The organism is Uniformispora flossi, assembly GCF_049534875.1.
Taxonomy (GTDB): Bacteria; Actinomycetota; Actinomycetes; order Streptomycetales; family Streptomycetaceae; genus Yinghuangia; species Yinghuangia aomiensis.
Genome location: NZ_JBMULZ010000007.1, coordinates 148,397 through 167,430, shown reverse-complemented (window position 1 = coordinate 167,430; position 19,034 = coordinate 148,397). Strand labels below are relative to the sequence as shown.

Below are 19,034 nucleotides of genomic sequence, written 5' to 3'. Positions count from 1 at the left end.
CCACCCGTGGATCGGCAGAGGACACGGCGACACGCACGAGTTCCGTCGGATGGAGGAGCGGGCACGAGGATCACCGAATCGGCCTGCCGCCGCACGGGGGCAGGTCCGCACACACCGCCCGCTTGCTTTGCCCGTTCCCGCTATTGCCCCACGCGGCCGTCGATGCACTCGCGCAGCAGGTCGGCATGGCCGCAGTGCCGGGCGTACTCCTCGATCCGGTGCACCATCAGCTCCCGCACCACGACCTGGTCCCGGCCCACCTTCGCACCCAGGTCGGCGAACCCGGCCACCGCGGCATCGGTCGCGGCCTGCTCCCGCGCCAGGTCGCGGTAGGCAGCGTCCACCATCGCCTGGTCGGCCTCGGCCACGCCGTCGAAGTCCGCACCCCTCGCGCCGTACAGCTTCGGCAGCGGATCAGTACCCTCGGTGATCCAGTTCCGCCAGTCCACCTCGACCTCGGCGAGATGCCGCAGCAAACCGAGCAACGACATCGTCGACGGCGGCACCGACCGCCGCGCCAACTGCTCCGGGCCGAGGCCGTCGCACTTGAGGAGAAGCGTCATCCGGAAGTTCGCGAGATAGTCCAGCAGCGTGGCCCGCTCGCCCTCCGGGGCGGTCTCGCTGCGCGGGTCGTCGTCGGGATCCATCCACATGTCGGGGTAGACAGTGGCCTGGGTCCATCGCTCGGGCTCGTGGCTCATGCCCGCCATCCTTCGCCGCGGGCTTTGCGGACGCCAGCGGAATATCCGCTCTCGACCGGTATGGCGGACGGTGGCTTTTGTGCCCGCAGCTGCCGGGCAGCTACATCGCGGCCGAGCGGTAGTCCGCCAGTGCGTAGCCGTAGGCGATGCCGATGGGTTCGTCGTCCTCCTCGGTCCGGGCCAGCGGGGCCCGGAAGGTGGGCTTCCTGGTCTGCGAACGGAAGCGGCGGAAGTTGGCGTCGACGTCGACGGAGGTCTTGGTGTAGGGGGGTTCGGCAAAGGCTTCGGCGTAGACGAGCCGGATGGCGTCTTCGGCTTCGGCGGCGTGGGGCCCGTCGAGTCGTTCGATGCGGATCATGTGGCCTCCGCGAGGCGGTGGTGGAATTCCCCGTCGCAGGCAGGCGCTGGTCAGGTTCGACGCGCTGATGCCCGCGCACTCGTCGTCCGGGACGAACAGACTCAGTCGGTGGGTAGTCGGGTACGTGCCGCGACCGCAGAGCATGTCGATGCGGGTCCTCGACCAGTCGATCTGGTCCTCTCCGGACCGCAGGCGGCTGAACCGGTCACGCCATTCCGACGCGTCTTGCGTCTCAAGAACGACTACCCAGCGGCCCGTACCAGGTGCGGTGCGGGCCGCGAACCGCCTGTACTCGTCCTGCTTCTTGCGCTTCCTCTTCTGTTGCCCCGGCATTGCCCCAGCTTCGCGGACAGCTGCCGCGGTCGTCTACGTGCTGACCGCGAGGAGCGGCCGCTCACCACCCAGGTGTCGGAACGCGTGCTCGCCCGCTGATCCGAACGCCTTACGGACCCGTGACGTCCCGCCCCGCCTACACCCCTCGCCCCCGATTCGGGCCTAGCGTCGCGTCCATGAAGGTTCTGGTCACCGGCGGTGCCGGGTTCATCGGATCGCATGTCTGCGAGGCCCTGCTCGCCGCGGGCCACGAGGTGCGGGTGCTCGACGCGTTGCTGCCCGCCGTCCACCGGAGCCGTCCGACGATGCCGGGGGACGTGGAGTTCCGGGAGGGGGACGTCCGCGATTCCGAGACCGTCGCGGAGGCGCTGCGCGGTGTGGACGCGGTCAGCCACCAGGCGGCGATGGTCGGTCTCGGGCTCGACCTCGACGACGCGCCGGACTACGTCGGCTGCAACGACCTGGGCACCGCGGTCCTGCTCGCCGCGATGGCCCGCGCCGGAGTGGATCGGCTCGTGCTCGCCGGGTCGATGGTCGTGTACGGCGAAGGCCGCTACACCTGCGGCGAGCACGGCGCCGTCGTGCCCGGTCCGCGGCCGGCCGCGGATCTGTCCGCGGGTCGGTTCGAACCGCGTTGTCCGCGCTGCGGCGCGGAGTTGGCGCCGGGGCAGGTCGGCGAGGACGCGGCGCCGGATCCGCGCAACGTGTATGCCGCGACCAAGCTGGCGCAGGAGCACTTGGCCGCGGCGTGGGCGCGTACCGTCGGAGGTACGGCGACGTCGCTGCGCTATCACAACGTGTACGGGCCGCGGATGCCCCGCGATACGCCGTACTCCGGTGTCGCGTCGATCTTCCGGTCGGCGCTGGCCGCGGGCATCGCCCCGCGCGTGTTCGAAGACGGCGGCCAGCGGCGCGACTTCATCCATGTCTCGGACATCGCCGCGGCCAACGTCGCCGCGCTCACCCGCGCGACCACCGAGGGCAGCGCAAGCCCGGACGGATCCGGCTTCCGCGCCTACAACGCCGGCACCGGACGCCCGCACACCGTCGGGCAGATGGCCGCGGCCCTCGCCGAGGCGCACGGTGGCCCCACCCCGGTCGTCACCGGCCAGTTCCGGCTCGGCGACGTCCGGCACATCACCGCGTCACCCGCCCGCCTGGAAACCGAGCTGGACTGGCGGCCTCGGGTGGCCTTCGAGGACGGTATGCGGGAGTTCGCCGCCGCACCCCTCCGCTGAAGCAGGCGCAGCAACTGACACGGACACACCAGGTCACGCCGGCAACCGCATCTCGAACCGGCACCCGCCGCCCACATTCACCACGTCGACCGTCCCGCGATGTGCCTCGACGATCCCGCGCACGATGGCCAGCCCGAGTCCCGCGCCGCCGTCCGGTCCCGGTGTGCGTGCGTGCGAGCCGCGCCAGCCGGTGTCGAATACGCGCGGCAGGTCGTCTTCCGGGATGCCGCCGCACGCGTCGGTGACGGTCACCAGCACGTGGTCGTCCGCGAGGCGTTCCACGCCCACGGCGACCGTGCCGTCCGACGGGGTGTGCCGGATCGCGTTCACCAGCAGGTTGGTCAGCGCCCGCGACATCTCCTTGCTGTCCACGTGCACCGGGACGGCGGCAATGCCGCTGTCCTCCAGGCGTACCGCCCGGGACCGGGCCAGGACCTCGGTCCCCGCGAGCGCGTCGCCGACCAGGTCGTACAGGGACACCCGGGATACCGACAGCTGCAGGGCGCCCGCCTGGATGCGGGACAGTTCGAACAGGTCGTCGACCATGCCGCTGAGCCGGTCGACTTCCACACGGATCCGGCGGTGGTAGCGCGCCGGGTCGGCGGCGACGCCGTCTTCCAGCGACTCGGCCATCGCACGCAGTCCGGCGAGCGGGGTGCGCAGGTCGTGGGAGATCCAGGCGATGAGTTCGCGGCGGGACTGCTCAACGGCGCGTTCCCGGGCCCGGGCTTCCCGCAATCGGGCCGAGGTTCTTTCCAACTCGACACTCAAGTCGGCGAGTTCGGCTATCGCCGAGGGACGCGGCGGTGGCCGGTAGGCGGCCTCGTCGTCGGCCGAGGCCGAGCCGAGGCCGTGGGCGGCCTGCTGGAGCGCGCGGACGTCGGCGACCACCGGCCGCCCCAGGACCGCCGCGGCGCCGATCGCCAGGACCGCGGCCACCGCGCAGACCGCCATCATCACCGTGAGGTCGTGCCCGGAGAGGAACATGGCTTGCGCGACGCCGAGCGTCCCGGCGGCCATCGCGGCGACTGTCACCACCGACGATGCCCCCAGCGCGACGGCGACGGGGCGGCGCCCCGCCCACCGCAGCGCGAGCATGCCCGCGGCGGTGACCGCAAGGCCGCACAGCCCCGCGATGAGGCAGACCAGCAGAAAGTCCTTCAGCGGCACGGCCGGTCACCCACCCGACATGGCGGCAGCAGCGTCAGGCCCCGCATCCCACCGGTACCCGACCCCCCACACCGTCGCCAGATGCCGCGGCGCCGCCGGATCGTCCTCGACCTTCTCCCGCAGCCGCCGCACGTGCACCGTCACCGTCGACCGGTCGCCGAACTCCCAGCCCCACACCTCGTGCATCAGTTCGTCGCGGGAGAACACCCTGCCGGGGTGCCGCAGGAAGAAGCACAGGAGGTCGAATTCGCGGGCGGTGAGCGACAGCTCGCTGCCGTTCCGGGTCACCCGGTGGGCGGTCACGTCCACTTCGATGCCGTCGCCGCGCAGCACGCCGGGCCCCGGCTCGGGGGGTGTTCCGGCGCGGCGCAGCACGGATTGGATGCGCAGGACGAGTTCGCGGGGGCTGAAGGGTTTGGTGACGTAGTCGTCGGCGCCCAGTTCCAGGCCCATGATGCGGTCGCTTTCCTCGCCGAGCGCGGTCAGCATCACCACAGGGACGGGGCCGCGGGCGCGGAGCCGGCGGCAGACCTCCAGGCCGTCCATTTCGGGCAGCATGAGGTCGAGGACGACGAGGTCGGGGGCGATCTCCCCGGCCGCGGCCAGGGCGGCGGGGCCGTCCGCGGCGTGAGTGGTGCGGAATCCGGCCTGGCGGAGGTAGTCGACGACGACTTCCGCGACGGTCGGATCGTCGTCGACCACGAGTACGGTGCCTGACATGCGGCGAGTGTACGGAGCCGGGAAGGCGCGTCGGGATCGCCCGCGAGGCCCGTTCGCAATCCGTAAGACTCCCGGGCCGCGGGACGGCCGACCGGCCGGAGACCACCCGGACGTACGAATTCCGTAAGCACGCCGCAGCCCGGAATCCGCCGTCGCGCTCCGTAGCGTTGCGGTCATGGACAAGCCCCTCGAGGCCGCCCCGGCGGCCGTATCGCCCACCGCCGCGGTCGACGTGGTGCTTCCGTGCCTGGACGAGGCGGACGCGCTGCCGTGGGTCCTGGACCGCATGCCGCCCGGCTACCGCGCGATCGTCGTGGACAACGGGTCGTCGGACGGCTCCGGCGACCTGGCCCGCCGGCTCGGCGCGCTGGTCGTCGACCAGCCGGTGCGCGGCTTCGGCGCCGCATGCCACGCCGGGCTGGTCGCGGCCACCGCACCGGTGGTGTGCTTCTGCGACTGCGACGCGTCCCTCGACCCGCGCGAGCTCCCCTACGTCGCCGACCCGGTCCGGGACGGCGAGGCCGACCTGGTGCTGGGCCGACGGCGTCCCGCGACGTTCGGCGCGTGGCCGCCGCACGCCCGGGTCGCCAACCGGGTGCTGGCCGGGAAGCTGCGGTCGCGGACCGGGGTGCGCCTGCACGACCTCGGCCCGATGCGCGCCGCCCGCCGCGAGGCACTCCTCGCGCTCGGGCTGGCCGACCGCCGGTCCGGGTACCCGCTGGAGATGGTGGTGCGGGCCGCCGCGGCGGACTGGCGCATCCGCGAAACCGACGTGCGGTACCTGCCGCGGACCGGGCGTTCCAAAGTCACCGGCACCGTGCGCGGCACGCTGCACGCGGTCCGCGACATGAGCGCGGTGCTCGCCCGTGTCTGACCGCCGCTCCCCCGCTTCAGCTTCGGCCTCCGCCGCCGCCCCTAGCGCCACCGCCACCGCCACCGCCACCGGGACGACGCTGCTGGTCATCGCGAAAACCCCCGTACCCGGCCGGGTCAAGACCCGGCTCACCCCGGACCTGACGCCCGATCAGGCCGCGGACGTGGCCGAAGCCGCGCTCGCCGACACGTTCGACGCCGTCCTCGCCGCACCCGCCGCGCGCCGTGTGCTGGTCCTCGACGGGCCGCCGCGGCCGTGGTTCCCGTGCGGCCTGGAGGTCGTGCCGCAGACGGGCGGCGGGCTCGACGTGCGCCTCGCCGCCGCGTTCGGGCTGTGCACCGGGCCCGCGCTGCTGGTCGGTATGGACACGCCACAGCTGCGGCCCGACCTGCTCGCCGTCGACTGGACGGACAGCGACGCGTGGTTCGGGCCCGCCGCGGACGGCGGGTTCTGGGCGCTCGGCCTCCGCCGGCCCGATCCGGCGCTGCTGCTCGGCGTCCCGATGTCCACCCCGCGGACCGGCGCCGCACAACTGGCCCGCCTCACCGGCGCGGGGCTGCGGGTCGGTCTGCTCCCCGAACTCACCGACATCGACCACATCGCCGATTTCGCCGCCGTCGCCGCAGCCGCACCGGGCACCCGGACCGCCCGGCTGGCACGACGCCTCCTGCCCGGCACGGCGGTCCCGCAGCCGCACCGCGCCCCCGCCCGGGCGAAGGCGTCGGCAACGGCAACAACAACGGCGACAGCGACCGCCGCGGCGACGGCATGACGAGCCCCGCAGAGCACGGCCTCCGGATCCCCGAAGGCCGACTGCCCGCACGCCGCGAGCCCGCCGCGGACGAACTCGCCGACACCGAAGGCGCATCCGCGGCTCCCTACGAAGCCGCCCTGCGCACCGGCGGCGACCTCTACGTACGCCGCGCCGACGGCACCCGCGCTCCGGTCGACGTGGCCCGCTGGAAGGCCGCCGCCGATGCCGCCGACGCGTCGCTGCTGGCGCGCTGCACCGGGCCGACGCTCGACATCGGCTGCGGGCCCGGCCGGTTGGCCGCCGCGCTGGTGCGCCGCGGGATCCCGGTCCTGGGCGTCGACGTCTCCGGGGAGGCCGTCCGGCTGACCATCGCCACGGGCGCGGCCTGCCTGCGCCGTTCGGTGTTCGAGCCGCTGCCCGGCGAGGGCCGCTGGTCCGGGGCGCTGCTCGCGGACGGCAACGTCGGGATCGGCGGCCACCCCGCGGCACTGCTCGACCGGGTCGCGGCGCTGCTGCGCCGCGGCGGCGTCCTGCTCGCCGAAACCGATCCGGACGACGCGGACGTCCACGAACGGTTCGCGGTACGCGTCGAGGACGCGCGCGGCGGCCGCGGACGCCCGTTCCGCTGGGCCCGCATCGGCTCCGCGGCCCTCACTCGGCTCGGCCCCGCGCACGGGTTCACCGCCACCGAGACGTGGCGGCACAGCGGGCGGACGTTCGTGGCGCTGCACCGGAACTGACCGGCGCCGGAACCGACCGGGCCAAAACCGACCGGACCGGGAAGGACCAAGGGGCGAACAAGGGCCGAGGACCAAGGAACAGGGCCGAGGACCGAGCACCGAGCACCGAGCACCGAGCACCAAGGCAGGGCGCCCACAGACGCCCCGCCGCCTCCTCCCTACCCGTGCCCGGCACCCTCCCGGCGGCGCCGCATCGCCCACTTCCGGATCACGATGACCATCCCCGTCCCGGCCGCCACCACGCCCCACACCACGGCGAGGTTGCGGCCGTAGGCCAGCGGCAGCGCGGACGGGTTGGGCGGCGGCCAAGGCCGCACGAACACGGGCAGGGCGACGAGCGTGGCCGCGACGCCGGCCGCCAGTCCGCCGAGCAGGGTGCGGCGTACCCACGGCTCGGGTCCACGGCCGCGGCCGACGCGCATCACCAGCCCGCCGGTGCCGAACACGAGGGCGGCGAAGGCGATGTCGTGGGCGAGCAGGCCGCCCAGGAGCCAGCGGCCGACGCCCCACTTGTCGACGTACGACGGCTCGTCGAGCAGTCCGGCCGTGCCATAGCCGATCGCCGCCAGCCCGGCCGCGCCCAGGACGAGCCGGGACACCGTCATGGCGCGCGACACGGGGACGCGGGCCGTCTCGTCCGCGGCCGGATCGGGGCCTGCCTGCCCGGTCATGCCAGCACCTCCATCCGGTCGACCCACTTCGTCTGCAGCACGCCGGGCCGGTTGGGGGCGATGATCCGGGCCGGGTAGCCGTGGTCCTCGTTCAGCGTTTCGCCGTTGACCGTCAGGGCGAGCAAGGTGAGTGGATCGCGGGTGTACTCCTTGCGCATCTCCATGACCGCGTAGGCGCCGAACTTCTCCAGGGACACCACACGCAGGGTCGCGTCGTGCGGTGCCCCGGCGCGGTCGAGCAGGTCGCGGACGCGGACCCCCGACCAGGTGGCCGACGCGCTCCAGCCCTCGACGCATGCGATCGGCAGCTTCACGGTGTGCTGCGGCATCGCCAGCAACTCGTCGCGGGAGAGCGAGAGTTCCTGCGGGCCGAGAACGGTCAGCCGCCATCCGGGGTCGTGGACGACCGGCAGGACACCGGCCGCGGCCGCCGTGCGGTTGACCGGCAGATGCTGCGAGCCCACCCGCGGGCGTCGGAACGCCAGCGGCGACACCTCCGCCAGCGGCGCCACCGTCTCCCCGACCGTCGCAAGCGTCACCACTCCGACGGACGCCGCCAGCCCGGCCAACAACCCGCGCCGCGACGGGCCGTCCACAGCCGGCAGCGCCTCCGGACCGCGTCGCCAGTGCGCGGCGATCACCGGCAGCTGCACCGCGATGTGCAGCACGACCGACCCGGTCGCCACCCAGCCGATCCAGAAATGCACCGGCACGAACGGGAACGGCCACGGGTACCACTCGACGATGTTGATCAGTCCGGTGATCAGCTCGAACAGCGCCGCGGCCACCAGCACCGCGACCGTCAGCCGTTCCACGGCATGCCGGACCGACCGCGCAGGCGGCCACACGTACAACCGCGGATAGACCACCCACAGCTTCACCAGCAGCAGCGGAATCGCCGCAAGACCGGTCGCCACGTGCAGGCCCTGGGTGACCCGATAGCCCCACACCGGGCGGCTCGGGATGGCGAGCCAGCTCGGCTGGTGCTGCATGTAGTGGCTGATCAGCCCGGTCACGAAGCACACCGCGAACGCGGGGCCCAGCCAACGCCCCACCACCACCGCCGTGCGCGGATCGTGCAACGCCTTGCCGAACGCGCCCTCGCGCAGCGGCCCGCGGCGCAACGCCTCCGGGGGCTCGGGCAGCGGCACGTCACTGGGGATGCGATTCCTCCTCATGACCGCACTCAACCCCCGAAAGCACCGCCGCGTACCTCCGGCGCGCATTACCGAATCCTGACAAACGCCAAACGGAGCATCGGCAGACGCCCATCTGCTTACGAATCGCTGACGTACCTCCGCGCACACCGATCCGCCGGCGTCGAACTGCCAAGGTCGGACCATGCACATCAGCACGCCCGGCACCGGGACCGGGCGCACCGCCCCGCGGCCCCCCGCCGACCGCCGAAGCGCCGGGAGCCGCACCGCGTGGACCTGCGCCGCCGCGGCCTGCGCCACCGCACTCGGCGCGGTCCTCGCGTACGCCGTCCACGGCCCCTACACACGGCCCGGCACGCCGGGCACGTACGCCGTGTACGGCGTCGCCTGGGCGCTGTTCACGCTCGCCGCGTTCGCGGTGATCCGCCGCGTCCCGGTGCGTCGTGCCCTGTGGCTCGTGTGGATCGGCGCCGTCGCGTTCCAGATCGTCGCAGTGTCGGCACCGCCGCAGACCAGCGACGACGCCTACCGCTACGCGTGGGACGGCCGCGTGCAAGCCGCCGGGATCTCCCCCTACCGGTACGCGCCGCAGGACCCGGCCGTCGCCCACCTGCGCGACGACTGGCTGTTCCCCCCGGGAGCCTGCCGCGGCTGGTTCGAACACCCGCTCCCCGACGGCGGCTGCACCCTCATCAACCGTCCCAACGTGCACACCATCTACCCGCCCGTCGCGCAAGCGTGGTACCTCGGCATCCACGCGGCCACCCCGCCCGGCCACCGCGAACCCGTGCAGATCGCCGCCGCACTCACCGGACTCGCCGTCACCGGCCTGCTGCTGCGGATACTGCGCCGCATCGGACGCGACCCGCGCTACGTCGTGCTGTGGGCATGGTGCCCGATGGTGCCGCTCGAACTCGGCAACAACGCCCACGTCGACGGGCTCGGGGTGTTCCTCATGCTGCTCGGGCTGGCCGCGGTCGCCGCGCGCCGGGCGACCGCGGGCGGCGTGCTGCTCGGCGCGGCGATCGCGGTGAAGATGTTCCCGGCGGCGGCGCTGGTCGGCGCGAGCAAGCGCAAGCCGTGGCACACCTGGGGAGCGGCGGTGCTGACGGTCGCGGGCGCGTACGTCCCCTACCTCCTCGCCTCCGGCTCCGCCGTCGTCGGCTACCTGCCCGGCTACCTGCGCGAGGAACGCTACGACGACGGCGCCCGGTTCGGCCTCCTCGACCTCGCCCTGCCGGAAGCCGTCGCCCCGTTCGCCGCCGTCGCCGTCCTGGCCGCCACCGCGGTCCTGGTCGCCCGGCGCTCCGACCCCGACCGGCCCTGGAGCGCCGCGCTGACGATGACCGGCGTCCTGCTGCTCGTGATGGCACCCAACTACCCGTGGTACGCGCTGCTGCTCGTCGCCCTGGTCGTCCTCGACGGCCGCGTCGAATGGCTCGCCGTCGGTCTCGCCGGATACGCGCTCTACTTCACGTGGCTGCTCTACCTCACCGAAGGCCAGATCCGCGCCGTCCACCAGGGCGCCTACGGACTGGCCACCGCCGCGGTCGTCGGCGCCGCCTGGCTGCGGCACCGGCGGGCCCGCACCGGGACCTTCGCGCCGCGGACGTCGGCGGACGCTGGTTCACTGGTGCCGTGACCACCGATCAATGGCAAGCCGACCGCCTCGACCTCGACGGCTACCTCGCACGCGTCGGCCTCGAACCGCAGGAGCCGACCCGGGCGGGCCTGGACGCGCTGCACGAAGCCCACGTCCGCACGTTCACCTTCGACAACATCGACGTGCTGCTCGGGCAGCACCCGGGCGTCGGCCTCGACGCCGTCCAAGGCAAGTTCGTGGGCCGCGGCCGCGGCGGCTACTGCTTCGAACACTCGACGGTCTTCGCCGCCGTGCTGGAACGCCTCGGCTACACCGTCCGCCGCCACCTTGGCCGGGTCGGCGACCCCGCCGACGGCAGCCGGCAGGGCCGGACCCACATGGTCGTCGAAGTCGACCTCGACGGACAGCGGTTGCTCTGCGACACCGGCTTCGGCATGAGCCTGCTCCGCCCCATCGCCCTCGCCGACGGCGCGGAAGACGACCACCTCGGCTGGCGCTACCGGATGGAACGGCACGACGAGCCCGCGAAAGACACCGAAGGCGCCTGCGCCGACACCACGTGGCGCATGCGCCGTTGGCGCGACAACGGCTGGCTGATGATGCACAGCACCGACGAACTGCCGGTCACGCCGATAGATGTCGCCATCGGGCACCACTACACCAGCACCCACCCCGACTCGCACTTCACCCGCACCCTGGTCGTCGCCCGGCACCTGCCCGACCGGCACGTCACCGTCACCCACGACACCGTCACCGTACGGCGCGCCGGCGAACCGACCGAGCACCGCCCGCTGGCGGCGGGCGAACTCGCCGACTGGCTCGAAGTGCTCGACGTGCCGCTGACCATCGACGAGGAGCAGAACCTGCTGCGCCGGGCCGCGGACCTTGCGGTCTCCGGCTCCTGAGGACGACCTGGCGCGGCCGGCGAGGGGTGGGGGCCCTCGCCGGCCGCGGGAGGGCCGCGCTTCATCGGCGGGAAGCACGGCCTGCTCTCAGGTCGCTCCTACCCGCACGTAGCGCTCCCACAACTCGTCCCATTCGGCGTCGCTGAGGTCGCGGCCCGCCGCGGAGATCTCCGCGAGTTCGCGGAAGTACGCCTCGCGGGGTGCGCCCGGCATGACGAGGACCAGCATCGCCGCCGGTTCGTCGCCGTCGTTGCGGAACCCGTGGTCGCGGCCCTCCGGCACGTGCCGGAAGTCGCCCGCGGGCGCGGGAGTCCAGCGTTCCCCGTCGTAGACCTGCACGGTGCCGAAGACGACGTGGAACGACTCGGAGAACAACGTGTGGCTGTGCGGCGCCACCAGGCCGCCGTGCGGCGGCAGCAGCCATTCGTGCAGGCCGAACCGGCCCTGCGTGACGTGGCCGGGCACCGCCGGCCGGGCCGAAGCCCCGCCGAACAATGCGGCGGCCGACCCGGATTCGGTCCGGGCGTGCCGTGTGTCGAGGGCGGCACGCGCTCCCGCGTACGTCATCGCCCCACCCCGAACTGCATGGTTCCCCCCAGCAGTCGCGGCGTCCTGTGTCGGACGCCGAACGTCCCATACGGACGCGGAACCGCGGATGCCGGCCCGGCGACGACGGCAGACGGGGGCTGCCACACGCCGGGCCCGCACCGCGGACCGGTGGTCCTCCCCAGGCACCGGCCCTTCCGCGCGGGGATTTCTCCCCCCACCGCGCAAGGTAGCCGATCCCGGCGTAGAGGTCTACGCGCGGTGAAAGATCCTTTTCACGCGGTCGGCGGGCCGGCGTACAGACGGCCCGCCGGCTGCTGCCGAGCGGGGCTTCGACCCCGCGGCATTGCGGAGCCGGCACGGCCGACGGCACCCCCTCGACCCCTCCGCCCCTTGATCCCGCCACCCAATCCGGATAGGACACAAGGGATCTGACTTCCCGTCATGTGTCCGGCCCGATGGGGCCGGGGATCGGACCGCGCCATGAGCCTTGTGCAGCCGTTTCGGATCGATGTGCCGGACGCGGTTCTCGACGACCTGCGCGAGCGGCTCGCCCGGACCCGCTGGCCCGAGCCGGTGCCGGGCACCGGGTGGGACGCCGGGACGGACACCGAGTACCTGCGCGAACTGTGCGCGTACTGGCGGGACGGCTACGACTGGCGCGTGCACGAGGCCGCGCTGAACGCGCACCCGAACCACGTCACCGAGATCGACAACCAGCGCATCCACTTCGTGCACGCACGGTCCGCCGATCCGGACGCGCTGCCGCTGGTGATCAGCCACGGCTGGCCGGGGTCGGTCGCCGAGTTCGCGAAGATCGTCGGGCCGCTGACCGAGCCGGGCCCGGACGCCTTCCACGTGGTGTGCCCGTCGCTGCCGGGGTACGGCTGGTCGAGCCCGGTCCGCGAGGCCGGCTGGGGTCCGGTGCGGATGGCCGCGGCCGTCGCCGAGCTGATGGCGCGGCTCGGCTACGACCGCTACGGGGCGCAGGGCGGCGACTGGGGTTCGGTGGTGTCGACCGAGCTGGCGTTGGCGCGGCCGGAAAACGTCGTCGGACTGCACATCAACCTGCTGATCGCCGGCCCGGGTCCGGACGACGATCCGGCCGGGTTCACCGACGCCGAGCGGGCGTCGCTCGCGCGCATGCGGGACCTGGGGCGCGACGAGGCGGGCTATCTGCGGCTGCAGGCGACCAAGCCGTACACGCTCGGGCACGGCCTCACCGATTCACCGGCCGGGCTGGCGTCGTGGATCGTGGAGAAGTTCCGCGGCTGGAGCGACTGCGGCGGCGACGTCGAGGCGGCGTTCACCCGGGACGAGCTGCTCACGAACATCACCCTGTACTGGGTGACGGCGACCGCCCATTCGGCCGCACGCCTCTACTACGAGAACGCGGTGGCGGCCACGGAGCCGCGCGAGCGGGGCCGGGTGGAGGTGCCGACCGGGTACGCGTACTTCCCCGCGGAACGGCTGAGCACCCCGTCGCGGCGGTGGGCGGAGCGGCAGTACAACCTGGTGCACTGGACGGACATGCCGTCGGGCGGGCATTTCGCCGCGATGGAGGAGCCGGAGCTGCTCGTCGAGGACATCAGGGCGTTTTTCCGGCCACTGCGGGCCAAGACGCTCAAGGTGACCGGTTGGTAACCACCCGTAGGGGTGGGCGGTCGCACGGCGGGCCGCGCGGAGTGGGTAGGGTGGCTTGGCCCTAGACCCGACCGGGGGAAAGACGTGCTGTTCTACCACTTCATGCACCGCGTCGTCGCACCGACCTCGCGCGCGATCTGGCGTCCCCGCGTCGAAGGAGCGGACAACGTCCCGAAGACCGGCGGCGTGATCATCGCGAGCAACCACATGTCGTTCTGCGACAGCCTGGTGATCCCGCTGGTCGCGCCGCGCCAGGTCACGTTCCTGGCGAAGGCGGAGTACTTCGAGGGCACCGGGATCCGGGGCGCGGCCAGCCGCGCGTTCTTCGAGGGCCTCGGCGCGGTGCCGGTGCCGCGCTCCGAGAACCGCGGCGCGATGGCGGCGCTGGAAGCCGGCAAGGGCATCCTCGACCAGGGGCGCGCGTTCGGGATCTACCCGGAAGGCACGCGTTCGCTGGACGGACGGCTGTACCGCGGGCGTACCGGCGTGGCGTGGCTGGCGCTGACCGCGCGCGTGCCGGTGGTGCCGGTGGGGCTGGTGGACACCGACAAGGTGCAGCCGATCGGCACGAAGATCCCCAAGTTCTCGCCGAAGGCGCTGGTGCGGTTCGGCGAGGCGATGGACTTCTCCGCGCACTACGACCGCAAGGACGTCGGCAAGGCACGCCGCGAGATCACCGACGAGATCATGGAAGCGATCCAGAAGCTGTCGGGCCAGGAGACGGCGGGCGTCTACAACGAGAGGCCCGCCGAGGACGCCTGACCGGCCCTGCCCCACGGCACTGAACCCCCCAACGCGACACGCACCGCGCGAAATCCACCGGCCGCCGCATGCCCGGCGTTACAGTCGGCTCTTCCCGCCATGTCGGTTTTCCGACGCTATCCGGTGGGATCCGGCGGATTCCGGCTGGTTTCGGCCGGTTCGGCAGGTTCGTTGACTGTTGGGGGTCGGGCATGTCTCCAGTCGTACGCGCCGCACTCGTGCAGGCCAAGTGGACGGGCGACACCACGTCGATGGTCGACCGGCACGAGGCGTACGCCCGCGAGGCCGCGGCGCAGGGCGCGCGGGTGATCGGGTTCCAGGAAGTCTTCAACGCCCCGTACTTCTGCCAGGTCCAGGAGCCCGAGCACTATCAGTGGGCCGAGCCGGTCCCGGACGGGCCGACGACCGCGCGGATGAGCGCGCTCGCGCGCGAGCTGGGCATGGTGATCGTCGTCCCGGTCTACGAGCGCGAGCAGTCCGGGTTCCTCTACAACACCGCCGCGGTGATCGACGCCGACGGCACGGTGCTCGGCAAGTACCGCAAGCACCACATCCCGCAGCTCAAGGGCTTCTGGGAGAAGTACTACTTCCGCCCGGGCAACCTGGGCTGGCCGGTGTTCGACACCGCGGCCGGCAGGATCGGCGTGTACATCTGCTACGACCGGCACTTCCCGGAGGGCTGGCGGGCCCTCGGCCTGGCCGGGGCGCAGCTCGTCTACAACCCGTCGGCGACCAGCCGCGGCCTGTCGTCGTACCTGTGGCAGCTGGAGCAGCCGGCCGCCGCGGTCGCCAACGAGTACTTCATCGCGGCGATCAACCGGGTCGGCGTCGAGGAGTACGGCGACAACGACTTCTACGGCACCAGCTACTTCGTCGACCCGCGCGGGCAATTCGTCGGCCCGGTCGCATCCGATCACGACGAGGAACTCGTGGTCCGGGACCTGGACTTCGGGGTCATCGACGAGGTCCGCACGCAGTGGCAGTTCTACCGCGACCGCCGACCGGACGCGTACGGCCCGCTCACGGAGGCCTGACATGCGCATCCTGGTCCGCGGCGGTCTCGTGGTGACCGCCGCCGAGGAGATGTACGCGGACGTCCTCGTCGAAGGCGAACGCATCGCCGCAGTCGCGTCGCCGGAGACCGCCGAGGGCTGGCTGCGCGGCGTGGACCGGGTCGTCGACGCGACCGGCAAGTACGTGGTGCCGGGCGGCGTCGACGTGCACACCCACATGGAGATGCCGTTCGGCGGCACGGTCGCGTCCGACACGTTCGAAACCGGCACGCGCGCCGCCGCGTTCGGCGGCACCACCACGATCGTGGACTTCGCGATCCAGAAGGTCGGCGGCTCGCTCCGCGAAGGCCTCGACGCGTGGCATGCCAAAGCCGACGGCAAGTGCGCCGTCGACTACGGCTTCCACATGATCCTCGCCGACGTCAACGACGCCACCCTGAAGGAAATGGACGGGCTGGTCGGCGAAGGCGTCACCAGCTTCAAGATGTTCATGGCCTATCCCGGCGTGCTCTACAGCGACGACGGCCAGATCCTGCGGGCCATGCAGCAGGCCGCGCACAACGGCGCGCTGCCGATGATGCACGCCGAGAACGGCATCGCCATCGACGTGCTGATCGCCCAGGCGCTCGCCGAGGGCCGCACCGACCCGCGCGTGCACGGCGAGGTCCGCAAGGCGCTCCTCGAAGCCGAGGCCACCCACCGGGCGATCCAGCTCGCCCGCGTCGCGGGCAGCCCCCTCTACGTCGTGCACGTGTCCGCCGCGGAGGCCGTCGCCGAGATCACCCAGGCGCGCGACCTCGGGCTCGATGTGTTCGGCGAGACCTGCCCGCAGTACCTCTTCCTGTCCACGGACGACCTCGCCCGGCCGGACTTCGAAGGCGCCAAGTACGTGTGCTCGACGCCGCTGCGGCCCGCCGAACACCAGGCGGCACTGTGGCGCGGACTGCGCGGCAACGACCTGAGCGTGGTGTCGACCGACCACTGCCCGTTCTGTTTCACCGGCCAGAAGGACCTCGGCCGCGACGACTTCTCCAAGATCCCCAACGGGCTGCCGGGCGTCGAGAACCGCATGGACCTGCTGCACCAGGCCGTCGTCGACGGGCACATCTCGCGCCGCCGCTGGATCGAACTCGCGTGCGCCGCACCCGCACGCATGTTCGGCATGTACCCGCGCAAGGGCACCATCGCGCCGGGCGCCGACGCCGACCTCCTCGTCTACGACCCGGCCGCCAAACACACCCTGTCCGCGGCCACGCACCACATGAACGTCGACTACTCGGCGTACGAAGGCCGCGAAGTCACCGGCCGCGCCGACCTCGTCATGTCGCGCGGCCAGGCGATCGTCGAAGGCGGCCGCTACTTCGGACGCCCCGGCGACGGGCGGTACGTCGAACGGGCGACCTGCCAGTACCTGAACGGCAGCTGAGCCCCCTTCCACTGCCGCCTTCCGCCCTTTTGCCCTTCCGCCCTTCTGCCCTTCCGTCGTTTCGTCTTTCCGTCCTTCGCACCCTCAGGGAAGAACCGCCATGGACTTCGGCCTGGTCCTGCAAGCCGACCCGCCCGCCGACGACGTCATCGCCCTCATGCGCACCGCCGAAGCGGCCGGGTTCACGCACGGCTGGACGTTCGACTCGGTGGTGCTGTGGCAGGAACCGTTCGTCATCTACAGCCGCATTCTGGAAGCCACCAGCCGGATCCGCATCGGCCCCATGGTGACCAACCCGATCACCCGCGACTGGACCGTCACCGCATCCCTGTTCGCCACCCTCAACGACATGTACGGCCCGCGCACCGTCTGCGGCATCGGCCGCGGCGACTCGGCCGTCCGCGTCCCCGGCGGGCACCCGGCCACCCTCGCCCGACTCGGCGAAGGCATGCGCGTCATCAAGGAACTCGCCGAAGGCCGCGAAGTCGACATGCACGGCACCCGCGTCCGCATCCCGTGGGTGCGCCCCGAAGCCGCGCAACTACCGATCTGGATGGCCGGATACGGGCCGCGCGCCCTCGAACTCGTCGGCCGCCAAGCCGACGGGTTCATCCTCCAGCTCGCCGACCCGTACCTGACCGACTTCATGGTCAAGTCCGTCCGCCTCGCCGCCGAACGCGCCGGACGCGACCCCGACGCCATCACCATGTGCGTCGCCGCGCCCGCGTACGTCACCGCCGACGACTCCGCCGGCGCGCTGTCCCACGCCCGCGACCAGTGCCGCTGGTTCGGCGGCATGGTCGGCAACCACGTCGCCGACCTGGTCGCCCGCTACGGCGAGCACTCGTCGGCCGTGCCCGACGAGCTGACCGCGTACATCAAGAACCGCCAGGGCTACGACTACAGCCACCACGGCCGGGCCGACAACCCGTCGACCGACTTCGTGCCGGACAACGTCATCGACCGCTTCTGCCTGATCGGCCCGGTCGAGACACATCTGCAACGCCTCATGGAACTCCGCGAGATCGGCATCGACCAGTTCGCCGTGTACGCGATGCACGACGAGCGGGACAGCACGGTGGCGGCTTACGGAGAGCGGGTCATTCCGCTGCTGGGGTGACGGGCGGCCGGTGGCCGGCGGCTCATGCGTCCGACGGGGTTCCGGGGCCCCAGCCGTCCCGGAACCTGCCGTGTTCGTGGTCGCGCAGCATCATCGTGTAGACCGGCGAAAGCGGGTACGGGCGCGAGAACCCGACCGCGCGGTACCCCTGGCGGGCCCAGAACGCCACCGCGGCCGGCGCGCTCGGGCGCAGCGTGAGCGTGGTGCGGGTGCCGGTCCAGGGGCCGACGAGCGCGCGGTGCATGGCGGTGCCGAGGCGCTGCCGGCGGAACTGCTTGCGGACGACGAACTCGTAGACGGCGAAGGTCTGCCGGCCGTCCTCCCGGGTCATCCGGTCGGGCAGCGGGTCGAGCATGCCGGACCACCAGCGGGTGTCGGGCTGCAGCGCGGTGCCGAGCGCGAAGCCGTACGGCACCCCGCCCTCGGTCGAACGGGCGAACACCAGGCGGAAGTACGGGTTCGCCAGGTGTTGGGCGAGCACGCCCTCGTCCCACGCCGCGGCGTCGGCCTCGGTCCGCAGATACGGTTCCTCGGCGTACACCTCGGTATAGAGCGCACGTATCGCGGCGCGCATCGCGGGGCGCGCGACCTCGTCGGCCGCAATGTGGTCGAGCGTCCAGGGGACGGGGGCGCTCACGGCGACTCCTTCGGGGCGGAACGTGCGCAGGACGTGGGGCGTGGACCTGCCGTGTCGCACCCCCGGGACCGGCTCGATCGTAGCCGCGACGCGCCCGGTTGCGCAGTCGCGGGCGGCGCGGTCGGCGGTAGCGTTCCGGCATGATCAGAAGCGCTGTGCGGGAGGACGTCCCGACCATCGTCCGGTTCGTGTACGAACTCGCCGCCTACGAACAGGCCCCGCACGAGGCCCGGGCGACGGCGGAGGACTTCGAACGCGACCTGTTCGGCCCGGCCCCGGCCGCGCAGGTCCTGATCGCGCAGGACGACGCGACGGGCGAACCGGTGGGCTTCGCCTTGTGGTTCACGACGTACTCGACGTGGCTGGGAAAGCCCGGGATCTACCTGGAGGACCTGTTCGTCACCCCCGCGGCGCGGGGCGGCGGGCACGGCAAAGCCTTGCTGACGGAGTTGGCCCGCATCGCGGTCGAGCGGGGGTACGGGCGGGTCGAGTGGTCGGTCCTCGACTGGAACGAACCCGCGATCGGCTTCTACCGCAAGCTGGGCGCGGGGCCGCAGGACGAGTGGACGGTGTACCGGCTGACGGGGGAGGCGTTGGCGAAGTTGGGGGGCGCCTGACACCGGGCCAGGCCTTCACGTCGCCTTCGCTTGCCCTCGCGGAGC

Annotated in this window: 20 protein-coding genes; 12 read left to right on the top strand and 8 right to left on the bottom strand. The window is 72.5% G+C overall.

Features of this window, described 5'->3' with window-relative positions:
• Positions 1–140: 140 nt before the first annotated feature.
• Both ACPA54_RS17920 and ACPA54_RS17915 read right to left on the bottom strand, forming a co-directional pair.
• A complete protein-coding gene (locus ACPA54_RS17920; protein WP_423530896.1) occupies positions 141–710 on the bottom strand; it encodes a DinB family protein in 570 nt (189 codons plus the stop codon).
• Between the two features lie 91 nt (positions 711–801).
• Positions 802–1,059, bottom strand: coding sequence for a hypothetical protein (locus tag ACPA54_RS17915; protein ID WP_423530894.1), 258 nt, complete (start codon positions 1,057–1,059; stop codon positions 802–804).
• A gap of 509 nt (positions 1,060–1,568) precedes the next feature.
• Between ACPA54_RS17915 and ACPA54_RS17910 the strand changes: the two genes are divergently transcribed.
• Positions 1,569–2,630, top strand: a complete 1,062-nt coding sequence (locus tag ACPA54_RS17910; protein ID WP_423530892.1) for an NAD-dependent epimerase/dehydratase family protein — start codon at positions 1,569–1,571, stop codon at positions 2,628–2,630.
• Positions 2,631–2,663: 33 nt separating this feature from the next.
• On the opposite strand, the gene ACPA54_RS17905 is transcribed toward ACPA54_RS17910, so the two are convergent.
• A complete protein-coding gene (locus ACPA54_RS17905; protein ID WP_423531294.1) occupies positions 2,664–3,794 on the bottom strand; it encodes a sensor histidine kinase in 1,131 nt (376 codons plus the stop codon).
• A gap of 12 nt (positions 3,795–3,806) precedes the next feature.
• Entirely contained in the window at positions 3,807–4,520 is a 714-nt protein-coding gene (locus ACPA54_RS17900; RefSeq protein ID WP_423530890.1) for a response regulator transcription factor, read from the bottom strand.
• Between the two features lie 175 nt (positions 4,521–4,695).
• On the opposite strand from ACPA54_RS17900, the gene ACPA54_RS17895 reads away from it, so the two are divergent.
• The 3 genes from ACPA54_RS17895 (at position 4,696) to ACPA54_RS17885 (ending at position 6,888) form a co-directional block, all read left to right on the top strand.
• Positions 4,696–5,394 (top strand): glycosyltransferase family 2 protein, encoded by a 699-nt coding sequence (locus ACPA54_RS17895; protein WP_423530888.1) that lies wholly within the window; start codon positions 4,696–4,698, stop codon positions 5,392–5,394.
• A 79-nt stretch (positions 5,395–5,473) separates the two neighbouring features.
• Positions 5,474–6,166 carry a TIGR04282 family arsenosugar biosynthesis glycosyltransferase gene (locus tag ACPA54_RS17890; protein WP_423531292.1) on the top strand — a complete coding sequence of 231 codons (693 nt, stop codon included), beginning with the start codon at positions 5,474–5,476 and terminating at the stop codon, positions 6,164–6,166.
• Positions 6,163–6,888 (top strand): methyltransferase domain-containing protein, encoded by a 726-nt coding sequence (locus ACPA54_RS17885; protein WP_423530886.1) that lies wholly within the window; start codon positions 6,163–6,165, stop codon positions 6,886–6,888. Before ACPA54_RS17890 ends, ACPA54_RS17885 begins: the two co-directional genes overlap by 4 nt.
• 158 nt (positions 6,889–7,046) lie before the next feature.
• On the opposite strand, the gene ACPA54_RS17880 is transcribed toward ACPA54_RS17885, so the two are convergent.
• Positions 7,047–7,559 carry a hypothetical protein gene (locus ACPA54_RS17880; RefSeq protein ID WP_423530884.1) on the bottom strand — a complete coding sequence of 171 codons (513 nt, stop codon included), beginning with the start codon at positions 7,557–7,559 and terminating at the stop codon, positions 7,047–7,049.
• Positions 7,556–8,737, bottom strand: coding sequence for a molybdopterin-dependent oxidoreductase (locus ACPA54_RS17875; protein WP_423530882.1), 1,182 nt, complete (start codon positions 8,735–8,737; stop codon positions 7,556–7,558). The genes ACPA54_RS17880 and ACPA54_RS17875 overlap by 4 nt, the downstream gene beginning before the upstream one ends.
• A gap of 163 nt (positions 8,738–8,900) precedes the next feature.
• On the opposite strand from ACPA54_RS17875, the gene ACPA54_RS17870 reads away from it, so the two are divergent.
• Complete coding sequence (locus tag ACPA54_RS17870) at positions 8,901–10,358, top strand: glycosyltransferase family 87 protein (RefSeq protein ID WP_423530880.1); 1,458 nt, start codon at positions 8,901–8,903, stop codon at positions 10,356–10,358.
• Positions 10,355–11,224: an arylamine N-acetyltransferase family protein gene (locus tag ACPA54_RS17865; protein ID WP_423530878.1), complete on the top strand. Its 870-nt coding sequence runs from the start codon at positions 10,355–10,357 to the stop codon at positions 11,222–11,224. Before ACPA54_RS17870 ends, ACPA54_RS17865 begins: the two co-directional genes overlap by 4 nt.
• An 87-nt stretch (positions 11,225–11,311) precedes the next feature.
• On the opposite strand, the gene ACPA54_RS17860 is transcribed toward ACPA54_RS17865, so the two are convergent.
• Complete coding sequence (locus ACPA54_RS17860; RefSeq protein ID WP_423530876.1) at positions 11,312–11,791, bottom strand: cupin domain-containing protein; 480 nt, start codon at positions 11,789–11,791, stop codon at positions 11,312–11,314.
• 462 nt (positions 11,792–12,253) lie between these two features.
• On the opposite strand from ACPA54_RS17860, the gene ACPA54_RS17855 reads away from it, so the two are divergent.
• The 5 genes from ACPA54_RS17855 (at position 12,254) to ACPA54_RS17835 (ending at position 17,735) form a co-directional block, all read left to right on the top strand.
• On the top strand, positions 12,254–13,414 hold the full coding sequence (locus ACPA54_RS17855) for an epoxide hydrolase family protein (RefSeq protein WP_423530874.1): 1,161 nt from the start codon (positions 12,254–12,256) through the stop codon (positions 13,412–13,414).
• A gap of 84 nt (positions 13,415–13,498) precedes the next feature.
• Entirely contained in the window at positions 13,499–14,176 is a 678-nt protein-coding gene (locus ACPA54_RS17850) for a lysophospholipid acyltransferase family protein (RefSeq protein WP_423530872.1), read from the top strand.
• Positions 14,177–14,367: 191 nt separating this feature from the next.
• Entirely contained in the window at positions 14,368–15,210 is an 843-nt protein-coding gene (locus ACPA54_RS17845; protein WP_423530870.1) for a nitrilase-related carbon-nitrogen hydrolase, read from the top strand.
• 1 nt (position 15,211) lies between these two features.
• Positions 15,212–16,615: a dihydropyrimidinase gene (gene hydA, locus ACPA54_RS17840; RefSeq protein WP_423530868.1), complete on the top strand. Its 1,404-nt coding sequence runs from the start codon at positions 15,212–15,214 to the stop codon at positions 16,613–16,615.
• A gap of 100 nt (positions 16,616–16,715) precedes the next feature.
• On the top strand, positions 16,716–17,735 hold the full coding sequence (locus tag ACPA54_RS17835; protein ID WP_423530867.1) for a TIGR03842 family LLM class F420-dependent oxidoreductase: 1,020 nt from the start codon (positions 16,716–16,718) through the stop codon (positions 17,733–17,735).
• 22 nt (positions 17,736–17,757) lie between these two features.
• Here the strand turns inward: ACPA54_RS17835 and ACPA54_RS17830 are convergent, their stop codons facing one another.
• Entirely contained in the window at positions 17,758–18,372 is a 615-nt protein-coding gene (locus ACPA54_RS17830) for a GNAT family N-acetyltransferase (RefSeq protein ID WP_423530865.1), read from the bottom strand.
• Between the two features lie 140 nt (positions 18,373–18,512).
• Between ACPA54_RS17830 and ACPA54_RS17825 the strand changes: the two genes are divergently transcribed.
• Positions 18,513–18,989: a GNAT family N-acetyltransferase gene (locus ACPA54_RS17825; protein ID WP_423530863.1), complete on the top strand. Its 477-nt coding sequence runs from the start codon at positions 18,513–18,515 to the stop codon at positions 18,987–18,989.
• Positions 18,990–19,034: the final 45 nt, after the last annotated feature.